A 19703-nucleotide genomic window follows, 5' to 3' on the forward strand; every position below is an offset into this window, starting at 1 on the left:
ATCGCCTGCATGATGTTGTGGTTATAGTTTGAAAACACGCCCTAGGGTGTTAGAGTTTACAAAAAATCATTTTTCGGGAGTAACTGATGGAATCAACTGAAAGTGGTATTGGATTTCAGGAATACTGGCAGATTCTGAAGCGCAGGTGGCTGCCAGCCTTAGCTGTATTCGCCTCGGTTGTTGCACTCACCACCTACGCCACGCTGAAGCAAAAAGCAGTTTATGAAGCAGAAGGAAAGCTGTTATTTAAGAAAACGACTCCTGGCTCTGCTTTAACAGAATTGGGAAAAGAAATCGGACAGTTGACTCCTGCTGCAGAGCAAAGTAACCCTCTGACTACCGAGATCGAATTGATTCGTTCTCTAGAAAATGTCGAAAAAACTATAAATAGGCTTCAGTTAAAAGACGAAACAAGTAATCCTCTGAAAACAAAAGATTTTTTAAAAAAACTGACAGTAGCTACTATTCGGGGAGCTGATATCCTAACGGTTTCATACAAAGACCAAAACCCGAAAATAGCATCCGATGTCGTAAAAACCCTGATGAAGTTTTATATAGATAACAATCAAAAAGTGAATCGCCTAGAAGCTGTGTCTGTTCGACAGTTTATTGAAAAAAAACTGCCTAATTCAGACCAAGCTATGCGGAAAGCAGCGGCAGAATTGAGCAAATTTAAAGAAGATAATAAAGTTGTAAATCTTGAAGAAGAAGCTAAATCAGCAGTGGCAGTTATGGCAGGACTAGAAAGTCAAATCGACCAAGCTAAGTCTGATTTGCTCAAGACCAGTGCTAAGTCTAAAGCATTTGAAAATGAATTACAAATGAATCCCCAGCAAGCATTGACCGCCAGCAATCTCAGCCAATCTAGCACTGTGCAGGAAGCTCTCAAAGAATACAAACAAATAGAGCGGCAGTTAGCAATTGAGCAAAATCGCTACCTGGATAATTCGCCTATAATAACTAGGTTAGAAACTAAGCAAGCTACTCTGAAAGCTTTACTAGACCAACAAATACAACAAGTTTTAGGCGGGCAACAGCCGTTGCCAAATCAAAGTTTACAGATAGGAGAGGTGAAACCAAAACTGATCGAAGAATTTATCAAGGTAGATGTAGAACGCCAGGGTTTGGCGGAGCGAGTTACTATTCTCTCAAATGCTCTAGCTGGCTACAAGCAGCGGGTAAAACTTTTGCCGAAGCTAGAGAAGGAAGAGCGAGAACTAGAAAGAAAACTACAAGAAGCCGAAGCGGATTATCAGGAATTGCAAAAAAAACTCCAGCAAATTCGGATTACTGAAAATCAGCAAGTGGGGAATGCTCGGATTATCCAACAGCCGAGTGTTCCGGAAGAACCAGTGCGTTCTCGCAAGTCTTTATTGCTGGTATCGGGCAGCTTGTTGGGAACTCTGCTGGCTATAGCTTCGGCGCTGCTTTTAGAGTCTCAAGATAAGTCTGTAAAAAGTATTGAAGAAGCGAGAGAATTGTTTGGGTTTACTTTGTTGGGGGTGATTCCTTTTCATAAAAAGCCTGACAAAAATACTCGGCGCAATTCCAGACGGCTTAAATCTACTTCCCTGGATTTAGAGCCATCTCCCCGACAGATTGTTGTTAGGGATACTCCTAATACTTCGAGCAGTGCTGCTTACCGAATGCTTCAGGCAAATCTGAGATTCCTGAGTTCTGATAAAGAGCTGAAAGTTATTGTTGTCAGTAGTTCGCTACCGCAAGAAGGCAAGTCTACTGTATCGGCTAATTTGGCTGTAGCTATAGCTCAATTAGGACGGAAGGTTTTGCTGGTAGATGCGGATATGCACTGTCCTGTTCAGCATCGGATTTGGGAACTTCCGAATCAAGTAGGCTTGAGCAACGTGATAGTCGGACAAGCTGGGTTTGGGGATGCGATCGCCCAAGTTATGGATAATTTAGATGTGCTCACTTGCGGGGTGATTCCGCCTAATCCAATGGGTCTCTTGGATTCACAGCGGCTCACTTTATTAATTAAGCAATTTTCGGCTAGTTATGATGCCGTGATCGTTGATACTCCTGCTTTGAATGTTGCTGCTGATGCTCTGATTCTCGGAAATAAAGCCGATGGGATTTTATTGGTAGTGCGACCTGGAGTTCTTCATTCTGGTACTGTGGCTTTTGCGAAGGAGCTATTGAAGAAATCAAATCAGCACGTTCTGGGCTTAGTGGTGAATGGAGTAAGTCCTAAAAACGAACCGCACAGCCATTACTATTTTACCAATGAATCTTACACTCAAGAGCAGAGTCCTGGTATTAAAAAAACGAATAACCAGTAACCAATAACAACAGTTAACTGTTAACTGTTGTTATTGATTATTGGCAGCCGCACTCCGAAAGTCGAGCCGAGTCCTTCCCCAGGACTTTCGGCCCAGACACTGCCGCCGTGGAGTTCCACGAGATGGCGGACGATCGCCAATCCCAGTCCCAGACCGCCGTAATTGCGCGTAGAAGTGCTGTCAGCTTGGCGGAAGCGATCGAACACAAAGGGCAAAAACTCCTTGCTGATGCCAATTCCCGTATCGCTGACAACGATCGAAACAGAGTGAACCGGAGACGGCCCAGACAACATGGCGTCACCCGCTGATCCCGGTTCCCCATCCTCCGAGAGCGTGATTTCCACGCGACCCGACGGCGGCGTAAACTTAATAGCATTCGAGAGCAAATTCCACACCACCTGCTGCAAACGAGTAGCATCGCCCCTCACCAAGCTCACCCCTTCGCCACAAAAACTCACCAATTCAATTCCCCTAGCTTCAGCATCAGGGCTCAGCGTCTTCAGCGCTGTTTCTACAATCCGCACCAAATCCACCGGGAACACCTTCAAACACACTTTGCCGCTGACAATCCGGGAAACGTCCAGCAAATCCTCAATCATCTGAGTCTGCAACCGCGCGTTTCGCTCAATAGTCTCCAAACCAACAGCCGTTTTTTCGGCACTCATCTGGCGCTGCCGCAGCATCTGCGCCCAGCCCAAAATCGCGTTCAGAGGCGTCCGCAACTCGTGAGAAAGCGTTCCCAAAAACTCGTCTTTAATCCGGTTGGCTTCCGCTGCTTCCCGGTAAAGCCGCGCATTGTCGATTGCCACCGCCGCATCTCGCGCCAAATCCTCCAGCAAAACCAAATCGCTCTCCCCGCAGCGGCGGCCAGATTCCCCGCACAGCAACGAAATCGCTCCCAGCGTCCGCCCGCGAGCGATTAGCGGCACGCAGATTGCCGACAGTACCTGGGATTGGGATCGCAGCACCAACTGCAGTTCCCTGTCGGGCACAACCGCCTCGATCACCCATTGCGGTATTTCTGGGTAGAGCTTCGACTCACCAGTCCGTAGCACCTTTGCTACTCCGTGCCGTCCCTGGGGGTCTAGCGGCATACGCCGATCGATTTGCCAAAGCAGAGCGACTTTGCTCGGATCTGAGTGAGCAACTGCTTGCAAGCGGATCGAGCCGTCGGCATCGAGCAAATGCACACAGCACCAATCACCCAGCCCCGGTACTGTTAAATCTGCCAAACCTTGCAGCGCCTTCTCGTAATCCAGGGAAGCCGACGACAGCAAAGCCAAAGCTTGAGCGTTAAAATAGGCTGTTTGGGCCAATCGCTGGCGATCGTCAATATCGGTACAAGTCCCGAACCATTTGAGAATTTTCCCTTCAGCGTCCAGCACGGGCAATGCCCTACCCAGATGCCAGCGGTAAGCTCCATCAGATGCCCGTTTAAAGCGGTATTCCACCTCGTAAGTCTTCCCCGTCTGCACCGAGGTCTTCCAGCTTTCTACAGCATCTTCCACATCATCTGGATGCAGGGCTAGCTGCCACCCCCAGCCTTGAGTTTCCTCCAGCGTCAAGCCGGTATATTCAAACCAGCGCTGGTTGTAGTAGTCGAGCCAGCCGTCGGCTGTGGCAGTCCAAACTATTTGTGGGATGGCTTCAGCGAGGACGCGGTACAACTGTTCGCTGGCTTCGGCTTCGCGGCGGGCGGCCTGTTCCCGCGCCAATGCCCAATTCCGCTGTTCTTCGGCCTCTTTGCGAGCGGTGATGTCGCTAATTACGCCGATCCATTTGTAGGGATTGCCTTGTTTGTCAAGCACTGCTTTGCCCCGATCGATCCAGTGGAGCAAGCGACCCCGCTGGCACTGAACGCGGTATTCCTGAAAAAATGGGGCGGCAGAACTGTCTGGCGCACTCAAATACCGATCGACTGCGACCAAAACTCTATCCCGGTCGATCGGGTGCAAGATACTGTTCCAAGCTGCTCTTGTCCTCGGAAATCCGCCTTTTGCGTACTCCAAATGTTCGTCTACGTGACCGAACCACAGCACGATGTCAGTCTCGATATCCCATTCATAAATCAAATCGCTGGCACTTTCTGCCGCAATCCGAAACCGCTCTTCAGACTGTCGCAGCACTTCCAGAAATTTAAAGCGTTCCGTCACGTCCAAAACCAGAGAAAGCACCGATATCAACTGTCCCGAATCGCTGTAAAAAGCCGAATTGTACCACTCGCAGTGTACCAACGAACCCGACTTATTATAATTGCTGTTGCGAACTACATTGCACCGATTTTCTGGTTTTTTTAAACTATAAATTACCGACTTTACCTCTTCTAAATCGCCCGTAGAAATAAAGTTCCATTCGCTAAAATGCTTGCCTAAAACTTCGGTTGATTCCCATCCAAAAATCTTTTGGGCTGCCGGCGACCACCCTCTGAGACGAAAGTTTTCATCCCACTCAATCACCGCTAGGGGGGTATTTTCAAAATGAGAAGTGAGTTTTTGCAACGCCTCACGCAGGGATGCTTCTACTTGCTTACGCTCAGTAATATCGCCAAAAGAAATAGCAATGCCGTCGCCCAATTTAACGGTCATAATCCGAAACCAGCCGACAATGCCTTCGCTTTCGCTGTTGTAATAAATCTCGGTATCGAGGGGAATTCCTGTTTCTAAAACTTGGACGTAACGGTCGAACAAACCGCTATCTTTATGGCCTGGCAGCACTTGCAGCAATCGCTTGCCGATTAATTCGCCCGGGGTACTCTGCTGAATTTTTGCCGCTGCGGGATTGACGTATTCCCATTCAAAATCCACAATTGTGGATTCGTCACGAATGCTGCGAAACACGTTAAATCCGTCTAGAGATAATTCCTGAAAAACGCGGAAGCGTTCTTCGCTTTCTTGCAGCTTGCCTACGGTGTCAAGCAGGAGATCCTCGACTCGCTCGCGCTGTGTTATTTCTGCAAGCAATTGCTGGTTAATTTGCTGGAGTTCGGTTGTGGGGGATGCGACGGAATTTGTAATATCAGAGTTGGCTTGCAGTCGATCGACCTTTTGGGTTTCCAGCGCCGTATTTGCTGGTAAAGAGGCCGCCCCAGCCAAAGCCAACACTTGAGAAATCGAGGGTATCAGGGACGCTACAGCCCACAAAGAGATGATAGCGGTTAAGGCGGCGATCGAACTTGACAGCCAGTAGCTGGGATGCACCAGCATCCAAACTTGCATCAAGTGAGTTGTCCCGCCGCAGAAAAACCAGGCTCCCAATAGGAGAAACCCCTTGCTCAAAGGCACGTCTCGCTGCTTCCGGGCATAGTATGTCAGAAGTGCTGGAATTGAATAATAAGCCAAGGCAATTAACACATCGCTGACCGCGTGCAGTCCCATCAACTGAGGTTGCCACTGGCAACAGCCATCTTGGGGAATAAAATTGTGGTTAAATGACATAATCTTAATAAATGGCAGCATTTCGGCTTTCCTGTGCGATCGATCCTAGTTGCACTTGTGTTGCTGACCCGCTAATTTCTAGTTTATACACAAAAAAACAGAAAACAAGAGTGACTTTAGTCCGGGGAGGAAAGTTCACAGCAGGCTTTAACCTGCCTGCAATATTAGTACATTAATTGAGAGGTAGAGGGAGAGTGAGGTACTATAATTCCCAAGGAGGTACGAAATTAAATGCTATCTTTTGAATTCACAACTTACGGAAAAACAGAACAATTAAACTCAGTTGATGAAAGGATTACTAGAGTGCCGTTCATTGAAACGGTTTAGCTAGAAACTGGCAATATTCGATAAATCCATCTTTATGGAATCTATTTTTTGATAATTTTGCAGATTCAGAAATCCCTTCAACATAGGAGAATCGACCTTTACTTGGAGGCTCAGAAATCCTGCCGCAGCAGATTGATGCTTAGATCGCAGCATCCCCGCCTCTGGCCTCGGAATCAAAACTAATCTGTACCTGTATCAAAGTCTACTAAATTCTGCTACTAAATCGGTTAATGTCACAGATTATCTTCCAGTAAAATTTCTGAAACCATCTCTCTCGAATTAAACCTCCATGCGCTTAGAGCAGCTTCAAGCATTTCTTTCAGTTGCTGAAACTGGTAGCTTTCAGCAAGCGGCCCGGAAGTGTGGCGTTACCCAATCGACTATTAGCCGCCAAGTGCAGGGATTAGAAGCGGAAGTGGGTTTGTCGCTGTTTCACCGCACGGCCCACGCGAAACTGACTGTGGGAGGGGAATGCCTGCTACCTCACGCTCGCAAAATCTGTCAGACTTGGCGAAATGCTGCTGAAGAATTGGGAGACTTACGGGCGGGAAAGCAGCCGGAACTTTGCGTGGCTGCGATTCATTCGGTTTGCGCTGCTTATTTGCCGCCTGTGCTGCAAAAGTTTTGCCGTGACTATCCAGACGTGCAATTGCGGGTGACTTCTCTGGGGAGCGATCGAGCCCTGAAAGTCCTCAAAGATGGTTTGGTGGACATAGCAGTGGTGATGAACAACCGCCATTTTACTCACGCCCCGGAAATGTTGGTTGAGGTGCTCTACAATGAGCCGATCGAGGTGTTGATGGCGGCGGGTCATCCCCTGGCCCAGTACGAACGAGTACCTTGGCCGGAATTGATTTGTTACCCGCAAGTGGTGTTTAAGGACGGGTACGGAATGCAGCGGATGGTGCAAGAACAATTTGGACGCATGGGTGCTAAACTTCATGCTGTTTTGGAACTCAACACTCTTGATGCTTTTCGGGGTGTGGTGCGACAGGGAGAGTTGATTGCTTTGCTGCCGCATTCAGCTTTGGTGGACGCGAAGGGCGATCGCACTTTAGCCGTTCGGTCGATCGCCCAAGAGCGGTCAAATTCCAAGGTTTCGACGATCGGTCAATTGGCCGCAGATCCTACTTGGACTCGCGAAGTGGTGTTGGTGACAACTCACGATCGAATGCAAATTCCGCCGATCGCCCATTTCTGGAATCTGGTACGCGAATTTGTGCCCCCATTTGATGTAATCAAGCTAGAAAAATCAGGGAGTTAATACCATTTTAGATTTTATATTTTATATTTTAGATTGGGAATGACTGATGAAATAAGGGTTTGGACATTTCCAACAATTGCCTTCTTTTTGGGAACTGGTATAATTCGATAATTTTAAATAGATAGTTCTGAAATTTAAATTTAAAACGGTTCAAATACTACCAATTACCCCTTACCAATTACCAACTTCAAATGTTATGAGTGACGCATTTAGAGAATTGCTGCGAAAAATTGGCAGCGGAGTACACACAGGAGAAAACTTAACTCGCTCGGAAGCAGCAGCAGCAACGCGGATGATGCTGCTGGGGGAAGCAACACCGGCTCAAATCGGAGCTTTTATGATTTCCCACCGCATTAAACGGCCCACTGGGGAAGAATTAGCCGGAATGCTCGATGCTTATGAAGAATTAGGGCCTATGCTTGCCCCCCCAAACCGAGAAAAAGGGTTTTCCGTCTCTACCGTGGCCGTGTTTGGCGTTGCTTACGACGGGCGATCGCGCACGGCTCCAATTAGCCCTTTAACCGCCCTAATTTTAGCCGCGTCTGGCGTTCCAACCCTCATGCACGGGGGAGATACCATGCCAACCAAGGAAGGCATTCCCCTGATTGAAATTTGGCGCGGTTTGGGAGTTGACTGGAGAAAACTGAGTTTAGATAAAGTCCAGCAAGTTTTTGACAATACGGGTTTGGGTTTTGTTTACCTTCCCAAGCATTTTCCTCAAGCCGCGGCTTTAGTACCCTACCGCCGCGAAATTGGTAAACGGCCACCTTTTTCGACAATGGAGTTGATGTGGTGTCCCTGTGCCGGTGACGTTAACGTTATATCGGGCTACGTCCACCCGCCGACAGAAGGTATGTTTCAAAAAGCCTTTGAGCTGCGGGGAATCAAAAATTATACCACAGTCAAGGGATTGGAGGGAAGCTGCGATTTGCCGCGCGATCGTACTGCGATTATCGGCATTGCTAAGCCGGATGCTGAGTTTGAACGAGTGCTTTTAGCTCACGGAGATTACGGTTTTAGCAACACAAATCCTGCCTTTGAATCAGCCCCTGAGTTATTCAAACAAATGCAGGAAGTTTTGCTCGGAAAACCATCGGAATTGATGCAGTCCGCTATCTGGAACGGCGGATTTTATCTGTGGCGCAGCGGAGTTTGTTTGGATATAAACTCTGGTTTGATTGAGGCAGAAACTTTATTAAGTCGCGGTCAAGTCGTGCAAAAACTTGAGGAAGTTAGCCAAGCCGTTAGTATTTTGAGTTGACAGTTGACAGTTGACACTTGACAGTTGACCGTTAACTACTGACTACTTACTACTGACTACTATAGCAATCCTAAATCATTCAGATAAATTTGTAGGGGTAGTGCTAAGAGTGCCTACCCCCTATCTATCGGGGCAACCACGGGGGGATTGCCCCTACAAAAATTACGCAAATCATTTAGGATTGCTATAGACATCTCCAATAATTATTGTGGAACAAGCCGGAAAGCCTGTTCAAAATAGGCAATTCTTGCGATAACTACAGACTATAGACTACAGACTACAGACTACAGACTAATGACTAATCATAAAATTGCTGTAATTGTGCTTGCAGGCGGTCAAAGTTCGCGGATGGGTAAGGATAAAGCTTTGCTGGAAATTGAGGGCAAATCCCTATTGCAGCGGGCGTTGGAAGTTGCCACAGTTGTAACCCCCGAAGTTTATGTTCTGACTGCTTGGCCCGATCGCTATCGATCGACCTTAACCGAAACATCCCAATTTCTGGTAGAGTACAATCCGGGCTCCGGCCCTTTGGTTGCATTGACTCAGGGATTGACAGAAATAGCCGCCGAGTGGATTTTACTGTTAGCTTGCGATTTGCCTTTGTTGGATGCTCAGATTATTCAGAATTGGGCAAGTCAGTTAACCGAGTTTCCCCCATCTACTTTAGCAGTTGTGCCTTATCAAAATTCGCGCTGGGAGCCTTTGTGCGGCTTCTACCGCCAACAATCTCTGCCCAGTTTGCAAAGTTTTATGGACAAAGGGGGACGTTCCTTTCAAGTTTGGTTAAATCAAATCTCCGCAATCCCTCTACCCGTAGGGGGACGAGAAGCAGTAATGTTATCGAATTGCAATACATTAGAAGAGTTTGAGCAATTAAAAGGTAAAATGAGTAACGGTTGACTGTTGACAGTTGACTAACTAATGACTAATGATTAATGACTAATTACTAATTACTAATGATTAACCAATATTGGTTGCTTGATCGCAATATAACTTTCCTCAATCACGGCTCTTTTGGGGCCTGTCCGATTCCCGTACTCGAAGCGCAAACCATTTTTCGAGAACAACTAGAAAGAGAACCATTGCGCTTTTTACTGCGGGAATTTGAACCTTTGTTGGATAATGCAAGAAATCAGTTAGCAGCATTTATTGGTGCGGCTGACGAGGACTTGGCGTTTGTGCCGAATGCGACGACGGGAGTAAATGCAGTTTTGCGATCGCTCTGTTTTTCTCCGGGCGACGAATTGCTAACTACAAATCAGGAATACAACGCTTGCCGCAACACACTTAATTTTGTAGCCGAGCGTACAGGCGCTAAAGTAGTAGTAGCAGAAGTCCCCTTTCCCATTGAGTCACCCGAACAAATTATTGAAGCAATAATTAAGTGCGTTTCACCGCAAACAAAGTTGGCATTATTAGACCACGTTGTGAGCCAAACAGGTTTAATTTTTCCCATCAAACAGTTAGTCGGTGAGTTAGCTAACCGTGGCGTGGATGTATTGGTAGACGGAGCTCACGCGCCGGGAATGGTAGCACTGAATTTAGATGAAATTGGCGCGGCTTACTATACGGGAAATTGCCACAAATGGCTGTGTGCGCCGAAAGGTGCGGGCTTTTTATACGTGCGGCGCGACAAGCAAAATGCCATTCGCCCAACTACTATCAGTCACGGTGCTAATTCGCCCCGCGCTGATAAATCGCGCTTTCAATTAGAATTTGACTGGATGGGAACTGTCGATCCCAGTCCCTATTTGTGCGTGCCTGTAGCTATTGATTTTATGGGTTCTTTGTTAAGCGGCGGCTGGCCAGAATTGAGGGCAAAAAATCATGCTTTAGCATTGGCGGGGAGAAAAATATTGGCTGACAAATTAGATTTGCCGCTGCCTTGTCCTGATGAAATGGTTGGTTCAATGGCTGTTGTGCCACTGGCAGACTCCCAGTCTGATGTGGTTGCAAAGGGAGGAATTCCACCTTTGCAAGAGGCGCTATGGGAGATTTTTAAAATTGAAGTTCCGGTGATTCCTTGGCCGGATGCTAGTAAGCAGTTGGTGAGGATTTCGGCTCAGTTATATAATACTTTGCCGCAGTATCAATATTTAGCTAATGCGCTAGTTGAGCTGACGAGAATTTGAGCTGAAGGTTCCCGGAAAGCAAGATCACACCCAGCTACAAACAGTTATAGGTTTGTAGTTAGGTTGTCGCTTCTTAGAGTTGATGAATACAGACTATTTGTCCTTACTATAAACGTAGTAAACGTTATACAAATAGGCACCCTAAGAGTAAAAATTATGCAAGGAATCACCTTTATTCCTTGCATAATTAGAATATTATTCACCTACCATAAAAACGACCACAAAAATATATCTAAAACCCCATAGCCCTAAACTTCGCCAATCCGCCCAAACCGAATAAAGTTTGTAAATAACCCGCTAAAATTCCTAATTTAAAACAGGGTTGTTAAATCGGATAGCGCACAACTTCGGCGCAACAGAATATAATGTATCCACACTTGCATTTTTGCAGACAAAAAAAGGAAATGAAAAGAGGCGAATACCATGTCCAATGCCATGATGGTAATCTACCCCTATCGCGAACAGTACACCTGGGTTTTTGACGACGAGCGAGTCGGACTTGTCCGAGAACCATTTGTTCAGGGCGTCCCCGAAATGATTAACACGCTTGTTGCAGACATTCCCAATGCCGCTCAAGGTTTCCGACTTTTATTTTCAGCCAATCCATTTCCCGGATATCAAGCAGAAATGCTGTGGTTGAAAGCAGAATACGGCGGTAACTGGTATCGGTGGGAATCGAAAAATCTCGAAGGCTGGCTGTGTCCGGCTATGTTCAAATACTTTCCAGAAGCACCGCCCAAGTTTTACTGCAAAGCTGAAAAACTGCAATAATCAACAGCAAGTCAATGAAAAACTTGTCAATTTTTAAAAGAGACTTTGTTAAACCAGTCGATCAAATCTCTCGAAAAAAGCCTAAATTCTTCCTGTATATAGTGGGGCTATTTTTCCTAGTTTTCACAGCCGCCATCTCGGCTACATTGGGGGCAATTACCGCCCTTTTAGCTCCCGTGGAACCCCCAATTATCAATAGAGTATTAGAGGCGACTGGCTTTGACTATCTATCCTCCAACCGCTCTGGATACCGCCTGTCGCGGTCAGTTAATATCTTGATATTGGGAATTGACGGCGTGCCGGAAGCTGTCGCCAATTCCCCTAAGATTTTTGAAGGTCGCAGCGATACCATACTCTTATTGCACCTTGATCCTAGAGATAAATCTATTAGTTTGCTTTCAGTTCCACGAGATACTCAAGTCGAAGAACCCGGAATTAGCTTCAGCAAAATTAGCGAAGCCAATGCTAGAGGAGGAGCAGCTTTGGCGACGCGATTGGTTAGCAGTATGCTGAACAATACGAAAATTGAACGATACGTGCGAGTCAGCAGTAATGCGTTTCAGGAATTAGTCGATTTGTTGGGCGGAGTGGAGGTATTTGTACCTCGCGCGATGTCCTATACAGATACCGCTCAAAAGTTAAAAATAAACTTAGGGCAGGGATGGCAAACTCTCAACGGAGAACAAGCAGAACAATTTGCTCGATTTCGCAACGATGGTTTAGGAGATATCGGCCGCATTCAGCGGCAGCAATCTTTAATTCAAGCTATTCGGGACCGCCTCGCAAGTCCATCAGTATTGGTGCGCTTGCCACAAATTGTTCGATTGATGCAAAAATATGTGGATACAAACCTAAATTATGAGGAAATATTGACGCTGGCAAATTTCGGTTTGCAATTGGAGCGAGATAATTTTAAAATGGTAATGTTGCCTGGACGTTCTAGTTCAGAAACAGGGGATTTGAGGAGTTATTGGATTGTAGATGCGCTAGGGCGCGATCGCATTATGACACAATATTTGAACCTGGGTGTGCCGGATTTTGAACAAGGACGAATTCGCAATCCCAGCGAGTCCCTGTTGCCCAAAAACCTCAAAATATCTGTCCAAAACGCTTCTAGCAAACCGACAACCGCAAAAAACGTTGCTGAATTTCTCACAAAAAAGGGCTTTTTTAATGTATCTGTAGTGCAGGATGCGCCCCAGAAGCAGCGTCAAAGTCAAATTATTGTTCAGCAAGGCGATTTAGAGGCAGCCAATCTACTGCAAAAAGAGTTAGGTGGCGGCAAACTTGAAGCATCTTCTACGGGTGAAATTAATTCTGACTTGACACTTCGCGTTGGCGAAGATTGGGTAAAGCGATTTTAATTAGTCAACAGTCAACAGTCAACTAAGCTGTAGCGGCATTTAAATTGTCTGTCAAAAAAAATTAAAGTCTTGTGGGGTGGGCGTCCCGCCCGTCCTGAATCTACAATTTAAATGCGCGACAGCTTATGCCCAATTCCCCATTCCCATCATTATGAAAAGCGTTTTCCGAATATTCCTGAGCCTGTTTTTAAGTTTAGTGTTGGCTGTTGGGTGGGTGCTGCTGAGTGCTACTCCGGCATTTGCCCTGCCGAAAACAAATATTAATTACACAAACATTAATTTGTCCGATCGCGATTTTTCCAACTCTGATTTAGCGGGGGGAACATTTGTCGCTGCTGAAATGCGGGGAACCAATTTTCAAGGTGCTGATTTAACTAATGCGATTTTGACCAAGGGAGTTTTGCTGAATGCCAACTTGTCAGGTGCTAACCTCTCCGGCGCTTTGGCAGATAGAGTTACATTCGACGGCGCTAATTTGACGAATGCTAATTTTTCCGAGGCAATCATGACTCGAACTCGGTTTTTTGATGCTGCAATTTCCGGCGCTGATTTTACTGACGCGATTATCGACGCTTATCAAGTGAGTATCCTGTGCGAGAAAGCAGATGGTGTCAATCCCGTGACAGGAATTTCTACCCGAGAAAGTTTGGGATGTCCGTAGAAATTCACACTTAAAGAAAATCCCTGATCAATTATTTGATTAGATGCACCTGTAGCAAGGTAAAATACACAAATTAAAGCCCCTCTCCTGCAAGGCGAGGGGTTTGAGGAAATTTCCAAGTATCGGCTCTATCGAGCGCTACAAATGCCTGTGCTGGCAGTACCAACTACCAAATCGGAATTCAAAAGCAAATCTAAATCGGTGTCGGGATTAACAGCATACAAATCGACTTTATCTCGACCCAAAAATACCCCGATCAAAGTCCCGATTCCCGCACCGCCGAGCACCTCTTCAGTCGCGATCGCCCGATCGCCCGTAACACCTGCGATCGCCGCCGCTGCTGCTGCACCCAACGCCGTATTCTTAACCAGATTACCAACATTAACGCCCTTGGTAACAGTTTCTTTCCTAGTAATCACTTGCGAAGTGGCATTGAGAGGCACTCTGCTGCCGTTGATTATACTTAATTCTTGAGCCACAAACTGAACGCCCGAAGCAGTCGATCGCAATTCGCCGCTAATTTTCGAGCCTTCGGGTATCAGCACTTGGCCATTATTACCCGTGATATCCGAAGCAACAGTCAGCGTAATCGGAGATTTGTCATTAGGGGCGAGCAAAATCTTGCCTTTTGTGTACTCGATTGGGATAGTCACCCCCCTGGGAATTTGCACAGCAACAGATTCGCTAACATCAATCTTGGCAATGTAAGGAGAATTAATTGGTCTTGCTTGATTGGTACTCACTAATGTTTGATAGATAAAAGCAGCTACTTCAGCTCGTGTTGCTGACTTGTTCGGTTTGAGAGATTTAGGATTGGGATAGCTGACAACCAACTGTTTTTCAGTAGCAGCAGCAACGCTTTTGACAGCATAAGTTTGAATCTCACCCGCATCATTATAGTAGCTGAGAACATCTTGAAAATCGCACGTAGGCTCATAGCCCATTCCGTTATTTAAAGCGACTACAACTTGAACACGAGGAATCTGCTGTGTTGGCCTGAAAACATTGCCGGGATAGCCAGACATCCATCCCATTTCGTAAGCTTCGGCGATCGCCCCGCTTGCCCAAAAATTAGACGGAACATCGGCAAACCGCACAGCACCACGGGTTTTTGCCTTTTTCACCGAACGGATCATTGCCGCAAATTCAGCCCGCGTTACCGGTGCATCCGGGCGAAAACTACCATCGGGAAATCCTTTGATAATTCCTCTTTCTGACAAATCTTGAATAAAGTCTTTTGCCCAGTAGTTATTATTAACATCCGAAAAAGCTGTTTGAGCAAAAGCAGGGGCTGGAATTAGCATCGGTGCTGCGGTTCCGGCAACGGTTCCCAGTGTTAATAAAACAGATGTACCAGATTTAATGCGATGTAATACAGACATTTTTTGATTCTCCAATTTACACAAGCTTTTTATTGAGGAGAACTAAGCTTTTGAGAGGCTGATTGATTCGGCCCAACTTGCTTTTTCCCTCTGTTATGTAATCATTATTGAAGAATTTTACTTCGTGTGCGGGGAAGATACGGTCTTTTAAAATAAATATTTTATGGTGATTGGGTAATTTTAAAATGCTTAAATTCCTTAAAATCCTTATGTTGCTTATCTCCCTTATCTACCTGGTTTCTGCAATTAACAGGATTTAGAGACAAAGCCGTTTGATATGCGATCGCGATCGCATACCAAATTGTATGAGATTGATTTAACAAAAAAGCAATTGCCTGTCGCTAAAATTTAACCATCGGCGATCGCAATATTTTGGCTCTACATTAAATCGAATACAATTTTTTTTCAATTTTTATAGGTAGTATTGCAGTAGGGGTGAGTTAATTGTGCGTTTTTTAAAGTTCCTAAACCCCCATCAGCTTTTCTTGTAATATGATCGATACTATTAAATCTGCAAGGCAGATACCCTCCACAAATTTTACAAACTGGCCAGCCTGGTAGAGCCTCTCTGATAAACGCAGATGCTTTGGTTTCTCTAGAAAATTCTTTACTCACAATTTCCCCAGTGTCGGCTTTCTTTGGAATTTTCAGAGTCGCAAATCTTTTATCGCCGGATCTTATTTCTGTGATAACATTCTTTTTATCTATACCTCCTGACAACTTATTAATGACTTCTAAGTAGAAGTCTCTCACTAGCTCTCTAGCTTGTAATGCGTCACTCTTCTTGGCAACAAGTTGTGGAACCATATCATAATTCCAAATTACCCATTCAAAGTCTTTTCTTACCTCGATCAATTTAGACCAAGATTTAGTCTGTTGTAAATGTAAAATTAAACTAACCACCCCATAAAAGGAACCAATTTTTGGCTTTCCTTGTTGAGTATAAAAGTATACCAGTGGATGTAAACCCAGAGATGAAGGATCTTTGCTATTGATTCTTTGAGCCACTTTTTTGCACTGCTTTAGTAGCTCAATAGTTTTATCGCCTGTTGAATCTTCTCCCAACTGATTATCGGTTGATATGTTATTGACAATATTTATAAATTCTAAAATCAATTCCAGCTTATCCGAAGATGAAAGATTCCCCACAATTGGTACATCTAAGGTTTTAATGGGATTTGAAAGTTTGGGCTGAAATATAAGTTCGTGTATTTCTTGCGCTACTGTTTCAATCTCATCCTGTTTTTTTTCAGAGAACTCCGACCAATATTTATGACCATTACCACTTCTCACGATCGCACGCGCAGCCACACCATTAGGTGTTTTACGTGCTAGTAGCAACCTCATCTCAGTCTCGCTAATGGGGGCTGCTTTCTGGTTGATTTTGAAAAAAGATTCCTCCGCTTTCATAGCATCACCTTCAACCCATTGAAGTGAAATCGCTGAGGCCCCTAAGTTCCTAGCTCTTTCCAGCATTTTAGGATTAACTTGACCAGGCTGTGAAGTCAATGATTGATAATCTTTGTAAGCTCCTATTTTCTCTTTAATTAGTTTGCGAGTTTCTTTGGCTGCCTCTTTCTGTTCGTCAGTGATGTTGCCGTCATAAAATAGTTTAGAAATTTTACCATCCCCATAATCATCATTAATCCAAGCAAGTAACGAACTCAGTCGATGAGAACCATCAACAACAAAATAGTGGCTACTACCTCGCCAAAGAATAACTGCGGGAATTAAATCTCCATCTAAAAAACTTTCAATAAACTCGCATATTTTTGCTGCATCCCATTCATTACTTTCTCTTTGAAAATCCGGTTTTCGCAAAAACGGATAGAAAAAAGAACTTTGTTCTAGGTCGCGAATACCTATAGTGAGGATACTTCTTCCCATATTGCGTTCGGGCTGATCTTTAATCTCAAATGCGTCTCTGGGAATAAGTGCATCTAGACTAACTGGGGAATTTTTGGATAATTTTGCCATTTTAAGTACCGATTGTTACTTTTTAGTATTTCTTGAGTTTTCGCTTAATAAGCTTTCGTTTGAGCGTTGCAAGCCAGGTCAATTTTGATGCCTGGAGCAGGTGGCATATTGAGAGTTCAGAATGCCACGGAAGTCAGCCATGATGACGAATGACTACCGACTAATGACTAATACTTGCGAGCGGCTCCCAACTTGTCACATCTTCAAATAAAGATTGATAGCCCGCTGCATTGGGATGCAGCCCATCTGCAATCAAGCGCGATCGCCACCAATCACTGCCCCGATTTATCCATTTATCAAAAATATCTAAATAGGGAATTCCCCGCAACTCACAAGCTAATTTCGTTGCTTCTTTATACCGATATTGGTCAGCATGACTGTAATACAAACAATCTTGAAAAGGCATTTTACTTTCATCCACCGGCACCATCCCGACAAATATCACCGGACAAAGATGTTGGGACAGGTTTAACAAATGATCCAAAACAGTTTTAAAATGTTCAAACTCAGTGTAGCTGCGCCCGGTAGGCGACTGCACTCTCGCCGAATCGTTGAGGCCTACCGAAAGAATAATCGCATCCGGGAAACGGTTTCTCAGTTCGCCACGGTGGCGAAACTCGTTTTCGAGCCGCTGGGAGACTTGATAGGTGCGATCGCCCCGAACGCCCAAATTGTATAAAACGTGTCCTGCACTCTCCGGTAACATCCACTGGCGCCGCAATCTTTCCACCCAACCCCCACCTACACCGTCGCCGAAACCGTAGATTAAGCTGTCGCCGAAAGCAACCAATTTGAGGGGATGAGAATTTCCCCGATGCAAGTGACCAAAGGAATAGGCTGTTGCTACCTGCATAAGCAATGATACTCAGTTAATAAATTATGAATCTTGACATACTAGACTAGAATGTAACATTACATAAAGTAGGTAGTCTCATGGCTAATAAGCGTCCACCCTTCGATTCTACTCAGCTAACCCGTCGCGCGGAAGAGTTGATTAACGGTGCATCCAACCGCTATCGGATTACGGTGCAGGTGGCGAACCGCGCAAAACGCCGTCGCTATGAAGATTTTGACAATATGGACGACCATCAAATGAAACCTGTAATGCGGGCGATATTTGAGATGTCGGACGAACTGACTCAGCCGGAAATTATCGGAGACAAGTACTAGACTTCGGGAGTTTTGGGTTTTGAGTGGTGAATTGCCAGCAATTTTTGTCAACTCAAAACTCACAACTTTTTCAAACTAGACTTGGGCGCGCGGGAGGATAAACCCGGTTTATTCCTAGTTCCCTCGTTAACAAAACTCTGATTTTTCTAATAAACCGGGTTGAGGAGTGTAAATCCTAAAATTAGAAACTAGGACATCTGCTTGGGGGTAAGTTTATGAAATTATTCTATTTTTGAAATTTTTGTCAAAACCGTGAATAGATTAAAGCAGGGCTTAAGTTTTCTGTTGGTTACTTTGAGTGTAGCGATTTTCACGCTTTTGAGTTGGGTATTGGAATCCGGGGAACTGAGTATGTCGGCTTTGGAACCTTCGCTGCTGCGGAGTTCTGAGTCTGCCTCAGTGCAGCGGGTGGCTCAACAATCTGCGCCGCCGCAAGTGAGGGTGCAAGATGCGTGGAAATTGGTGTACGAAAAATTGCCGGATTTCCCGATCGAAAATAACTACATTTCTAAGGAAACTGGAAAAGTCGATCCTACCAATACTTTAGTCGGGCGGTTGATTCGATATCACGTATTTGTCAAAGGACGGCCGCCCAATTACCGCTTTGATTGGAAGTTGAGTTTAGCTGACTATTTGGGCGCCACTCCCGATTATTTGGTGGAAAGCGTGTATCCGGGAAAAGACGTTTTGCGATCAAATCCAATGGAACAAGATCGTGCGGCTATTCAAAGGTTAAATAGAGCACAGCGGGATGCTTTGGTTCAAGCTTTGGTTGATGTTTTTACGGAGAATTCCGGGCGTGGGCGCACACCGGCGGCGGGGCAAACACAACAGCGATCGAATTCCCCGGAAATACCGCAGCCACAGCCAGGAGATGCGAAGTTGCTGGCACCTTAATACTCATGGATACAGAAACCGGGTTTTTTACGGAAATATTGCTGTTGACCCTTTAACACAGCTAAAAAACCCGTTTTCTTTCGTATTTATGGGTAAGTTCTACTAATCTAAAATCCAAAATCTAAAATCTAAAATCCCTTAATGGTGGAACGTGTAATTAAAACGGGTGTTGGGTGGCGTTTGGGATGGAACCCGGAGGCCCAGGAGTTTAAGGGTTTGGTGGCTGGCGACGGTTGGGCGATCGAACTCACTGAGGCTGAGTTAAACGATTTTTGCCGATTGTTGGGGCAATTAGCCGGCACAATGAGTCACATGGCCTCTGAGTTAATGGACGAGGAAAAAATAGCTATTGAAGCCGAAAGCGATTTGCTGTGGGTGCAGGTGGAAGGCTATCCCGAAGCTTACAACGTGCAGTTGATCTTGAATGCTGGCCGAAGGTGCGAGGGTTTTTGGCCGGCGGCTGCGGTTCCGACTTTGGTGCAGGCCGCAAAAGTTTTAAAAGTTTTTTGACTTTTTCGGGAATTCTATGCTAAGCTGTTAAAGCTGTCGGGGCGTAGCGCAGCTTGGTAGCGCACTACTTTGGGGTAGTAGGGGTCGTGGGTTCAAATCCCGCCGCTCCGATTGTGATAAAACCTTCTCTATGAGGAGGTTTTGTTGTTTTAGGGCCGACGACGCAGCTCTTACCATTCTCAATTAGGGGCATCGGCCCAGAAACAAGAATCAATCTCTCCTTCCGAACAGTCTATAGCTGTATCCTCAAATT

15 protein-coding genes and 1 tRNA gene are annotated in these 19703 nt (G+C 45.5%); 12 read left to right on the forward strand and 4 right to left on the reverse strand.

The genetic code is table 11. The features are described 5' to 3' along the window. Window positions 1-86 precede the first annotated feature (86 nt). On the forward strand, window positions 87-2300 hold the full coding sequence (locus QUA07_RS12260) for a polysaccharide biosynthesis tyrosine autokinase (RefSeq protein ID WP_333325395.1): 2214 nt from the start codon (window positions 87-89) through the stop codon (window positions 2298-2300). A gap of 20 nt (window positions 2301-2320) precedes the next feature. On the opposite strand, the gene QUA07_RS12265 is transcribed toward QUA07_RS12260, so the two are convergent. Next, the gene (locus QUA07_RS12265) at window positions 2321-5755 is read right to left on the reverse strand and encodes a PAS domain S-box protein (protein WP_333325397.1); all 3435 of its coding nucleotides are present in this window, start codon (window positions 5753-5755) and stop codon (window positions 2321-2323) included. Between the two features lie 595 nt (window positions 5756-6350). Here QUA07_RS12265 and QUA07_RS12270 point away from each other — a divergent pair. The 7 genes from QUA07_RS12270 to QUA07_RS12300 all read left to right on the forward strand — a co-directional run bounded on the left by QUA07_RS12270 (window position 6351) and on the right by QUA07_RS12300 (window position 13514). Beyond that, the gene (locus tag QUA07_RS12270) at window positions 6351-7325 is read left to right on the forward strand and encodes a LysR family transcriptional regulator (RefSeq protein ID WP_333325400.1); all 975 of its coding nucleotides are present in this window, start codon (window positions 6351-6353) and stop codon (window positions 7323-7325) included. A 196-nt stretch (window positions 7326-7521) separates the two neighbouring features. Next, entirely contained in the window at window positions 7522-8586 is a 1065-nt protein-coding gene (locus QUA07_RS12275) for an anthranilate phosphoribosyltransferase family protein (protein WP_333325403.1), read from the forward strand. Between the two features lie 294 nt (window positions 8587-8880). After that, window positions 8881-9486 (forward strand): molybdenum cofactor guanylyltransferase, encoded by a 606-nt coding sequence (locus QUA07_RS12280; RefSeq protein WP_333325407.1) that lies wholly within the window; start codon window positions 8881-8883, stop codon window positions 9484-9486. 56 nt (window positions 9487-9542) lie between these two features. Then, window positions 9543-10718, forward strand: a complete 1176-nt coding sequence (locus tag QUA07_RS12285; protein ID WP_333325410.1) for an aminotransferase class V-fold PLP-dependent enzyme — start codon at window positions 9543-9545, stop codon at window positions 10716-10718. A 423-nt stretch (window positions 10719-11141) separates the two neighbouring features. Continuing rightward, window positions 11142-11489 (forward strand): DUF6717 family protein, encoded by a 348-nt coding sequence (locus tag QUA07_RS12290; RefSeq protein WP_333080104.1) that lies wholly within the window; start codon window positions 11142-11144, stop codon window positions 11487-11489. Between the two features lie 14 nt (window positions 11490-11503). Continuing rightward, on the forward strand, window positions 11504-12853 hold the full coding sequence (locus QUA07_RS12295) for an LCP family protein (protein WP_333080103.1): 1350 nt from the start codon (window positions 11504-11506) through the stop codon (window positions 12851-12853). Window positions 12854-13004: 151 nt separating this feature from the next. Then, window positions 13005-13514: a pentapeptide repeat-containing protein gene (locus QUA07_RS12300; RefSeq protein ID WP_333325414.1), complete on the forward strand. Its 510-nt coding sequence runs from the start codon at window positions 13005-13007 to the stop codon at window positions 13512-13514. Window positions 13515-13642: 128 nt separating this feature from the next. Here QUA07_RS12300 and QUA07_RS12305 read toward each other — a convergent pair whose 3' ends face one another. The 3 genes from QUA07_RS12305 to QUA07_RS12315 form a co-directional block, all read right to left on the reverse strand. Then, a complete protein-coding gene (locus QUA07_RS12305) occupies window positions 13643-14896 on the reverse strand; it encodes an S-layer homology domain-containing protein (protein ID WP_333325416.1) in 1254 nt (417 codons plus the stop codon). 405 nt (window positions 14897-15301) lie between these two features. Next, entirely contained in the window at window positions 15302-16873 is a 1572-nt protein-coding gene (locus QUA07_RS12310; protein ID WP_333251303.1) for a GmrSD restriction endonuclease domain-containing protein, read from the reverse strand. 160 nt (window positions 16874-17033) lie between these two features. Continuing rightward, the gene (locus QUA07_RS12315) at window positions 17034-17726 is read right to left on the reverse strand and encodes a GDSL-type esterase/lipase family protein (RefSeq protein ID WP_333325418.1); all 693 of its coding nucleotides are present in this window, start codon (window positions 17724-17726) and stop codon (window positions 17034-17036) included. A gap of 80 nt (window positions 17727-17806) precedes the next feature. Between QUA07_RS12315 and QUA07_RS12320 the strand changes: the two genes are divergently transcribed. The 4 genes from QUA07_RS12320 (at window position 17807) to QUA07_RS12335 (ending at window position 19561) form a co-directional block, all read left to right on the forward strand. Further along, entirely contained in the window at window positions 17807-18043 is a 237-nt protein-coding gene (locus QUA07_RS12320; RefSeq protein WP_333080095.1) for a DNA-directed RNA polymerase subunit omega, read from the forward strand. A 252-nt stretch (window positions 18044-18295) separates the two neighbouring features. After that, window positions 18296-18940 carry a hypothetical protein gene (locus tag QUA07_RS12325; protein WP_333325420.1) on the forward strand — a complete coding sequence of 215 codons (645 nt, stop codon included), beginning with the start codon at window positions 18296-18298 and terminating at the stop codon, window positions 18938-18940. A 141-nt stretch (window positions 18941-19081) separates the two neighbouring features. Beyond that, window positions 19082-19450 carry a DUF1818 family protein gene (locus QUA07_RS12330; RefSeq protein WP_333325423.1) on the forward strand — a complete coding sequence of 123 codons (369 nt, stop codon included), beginning with the start codon at window positions 19082-19084 and terminating at the stop codon, window positions 19448-19450. Between the two features lie 37 nt (window positions 19451-19487). Then, a tRNA-Pro gene (locus QUA07_RS12335) sits at window positions 19488-19561 on the forward strand. Window positions 19562-19703: the final 142 nt, after the last annotated feature.

Origin of the sequence: Microcoleus sp. T3_A4 (assembly GCF_036700465.1) — a bacterium.
Classification (GTDB): domain Bacteria; phylum Cyanobacteriota; class Cyanobacteriia; order Cyanobacteriales; family Microcoleaceae; genus Microcoleus.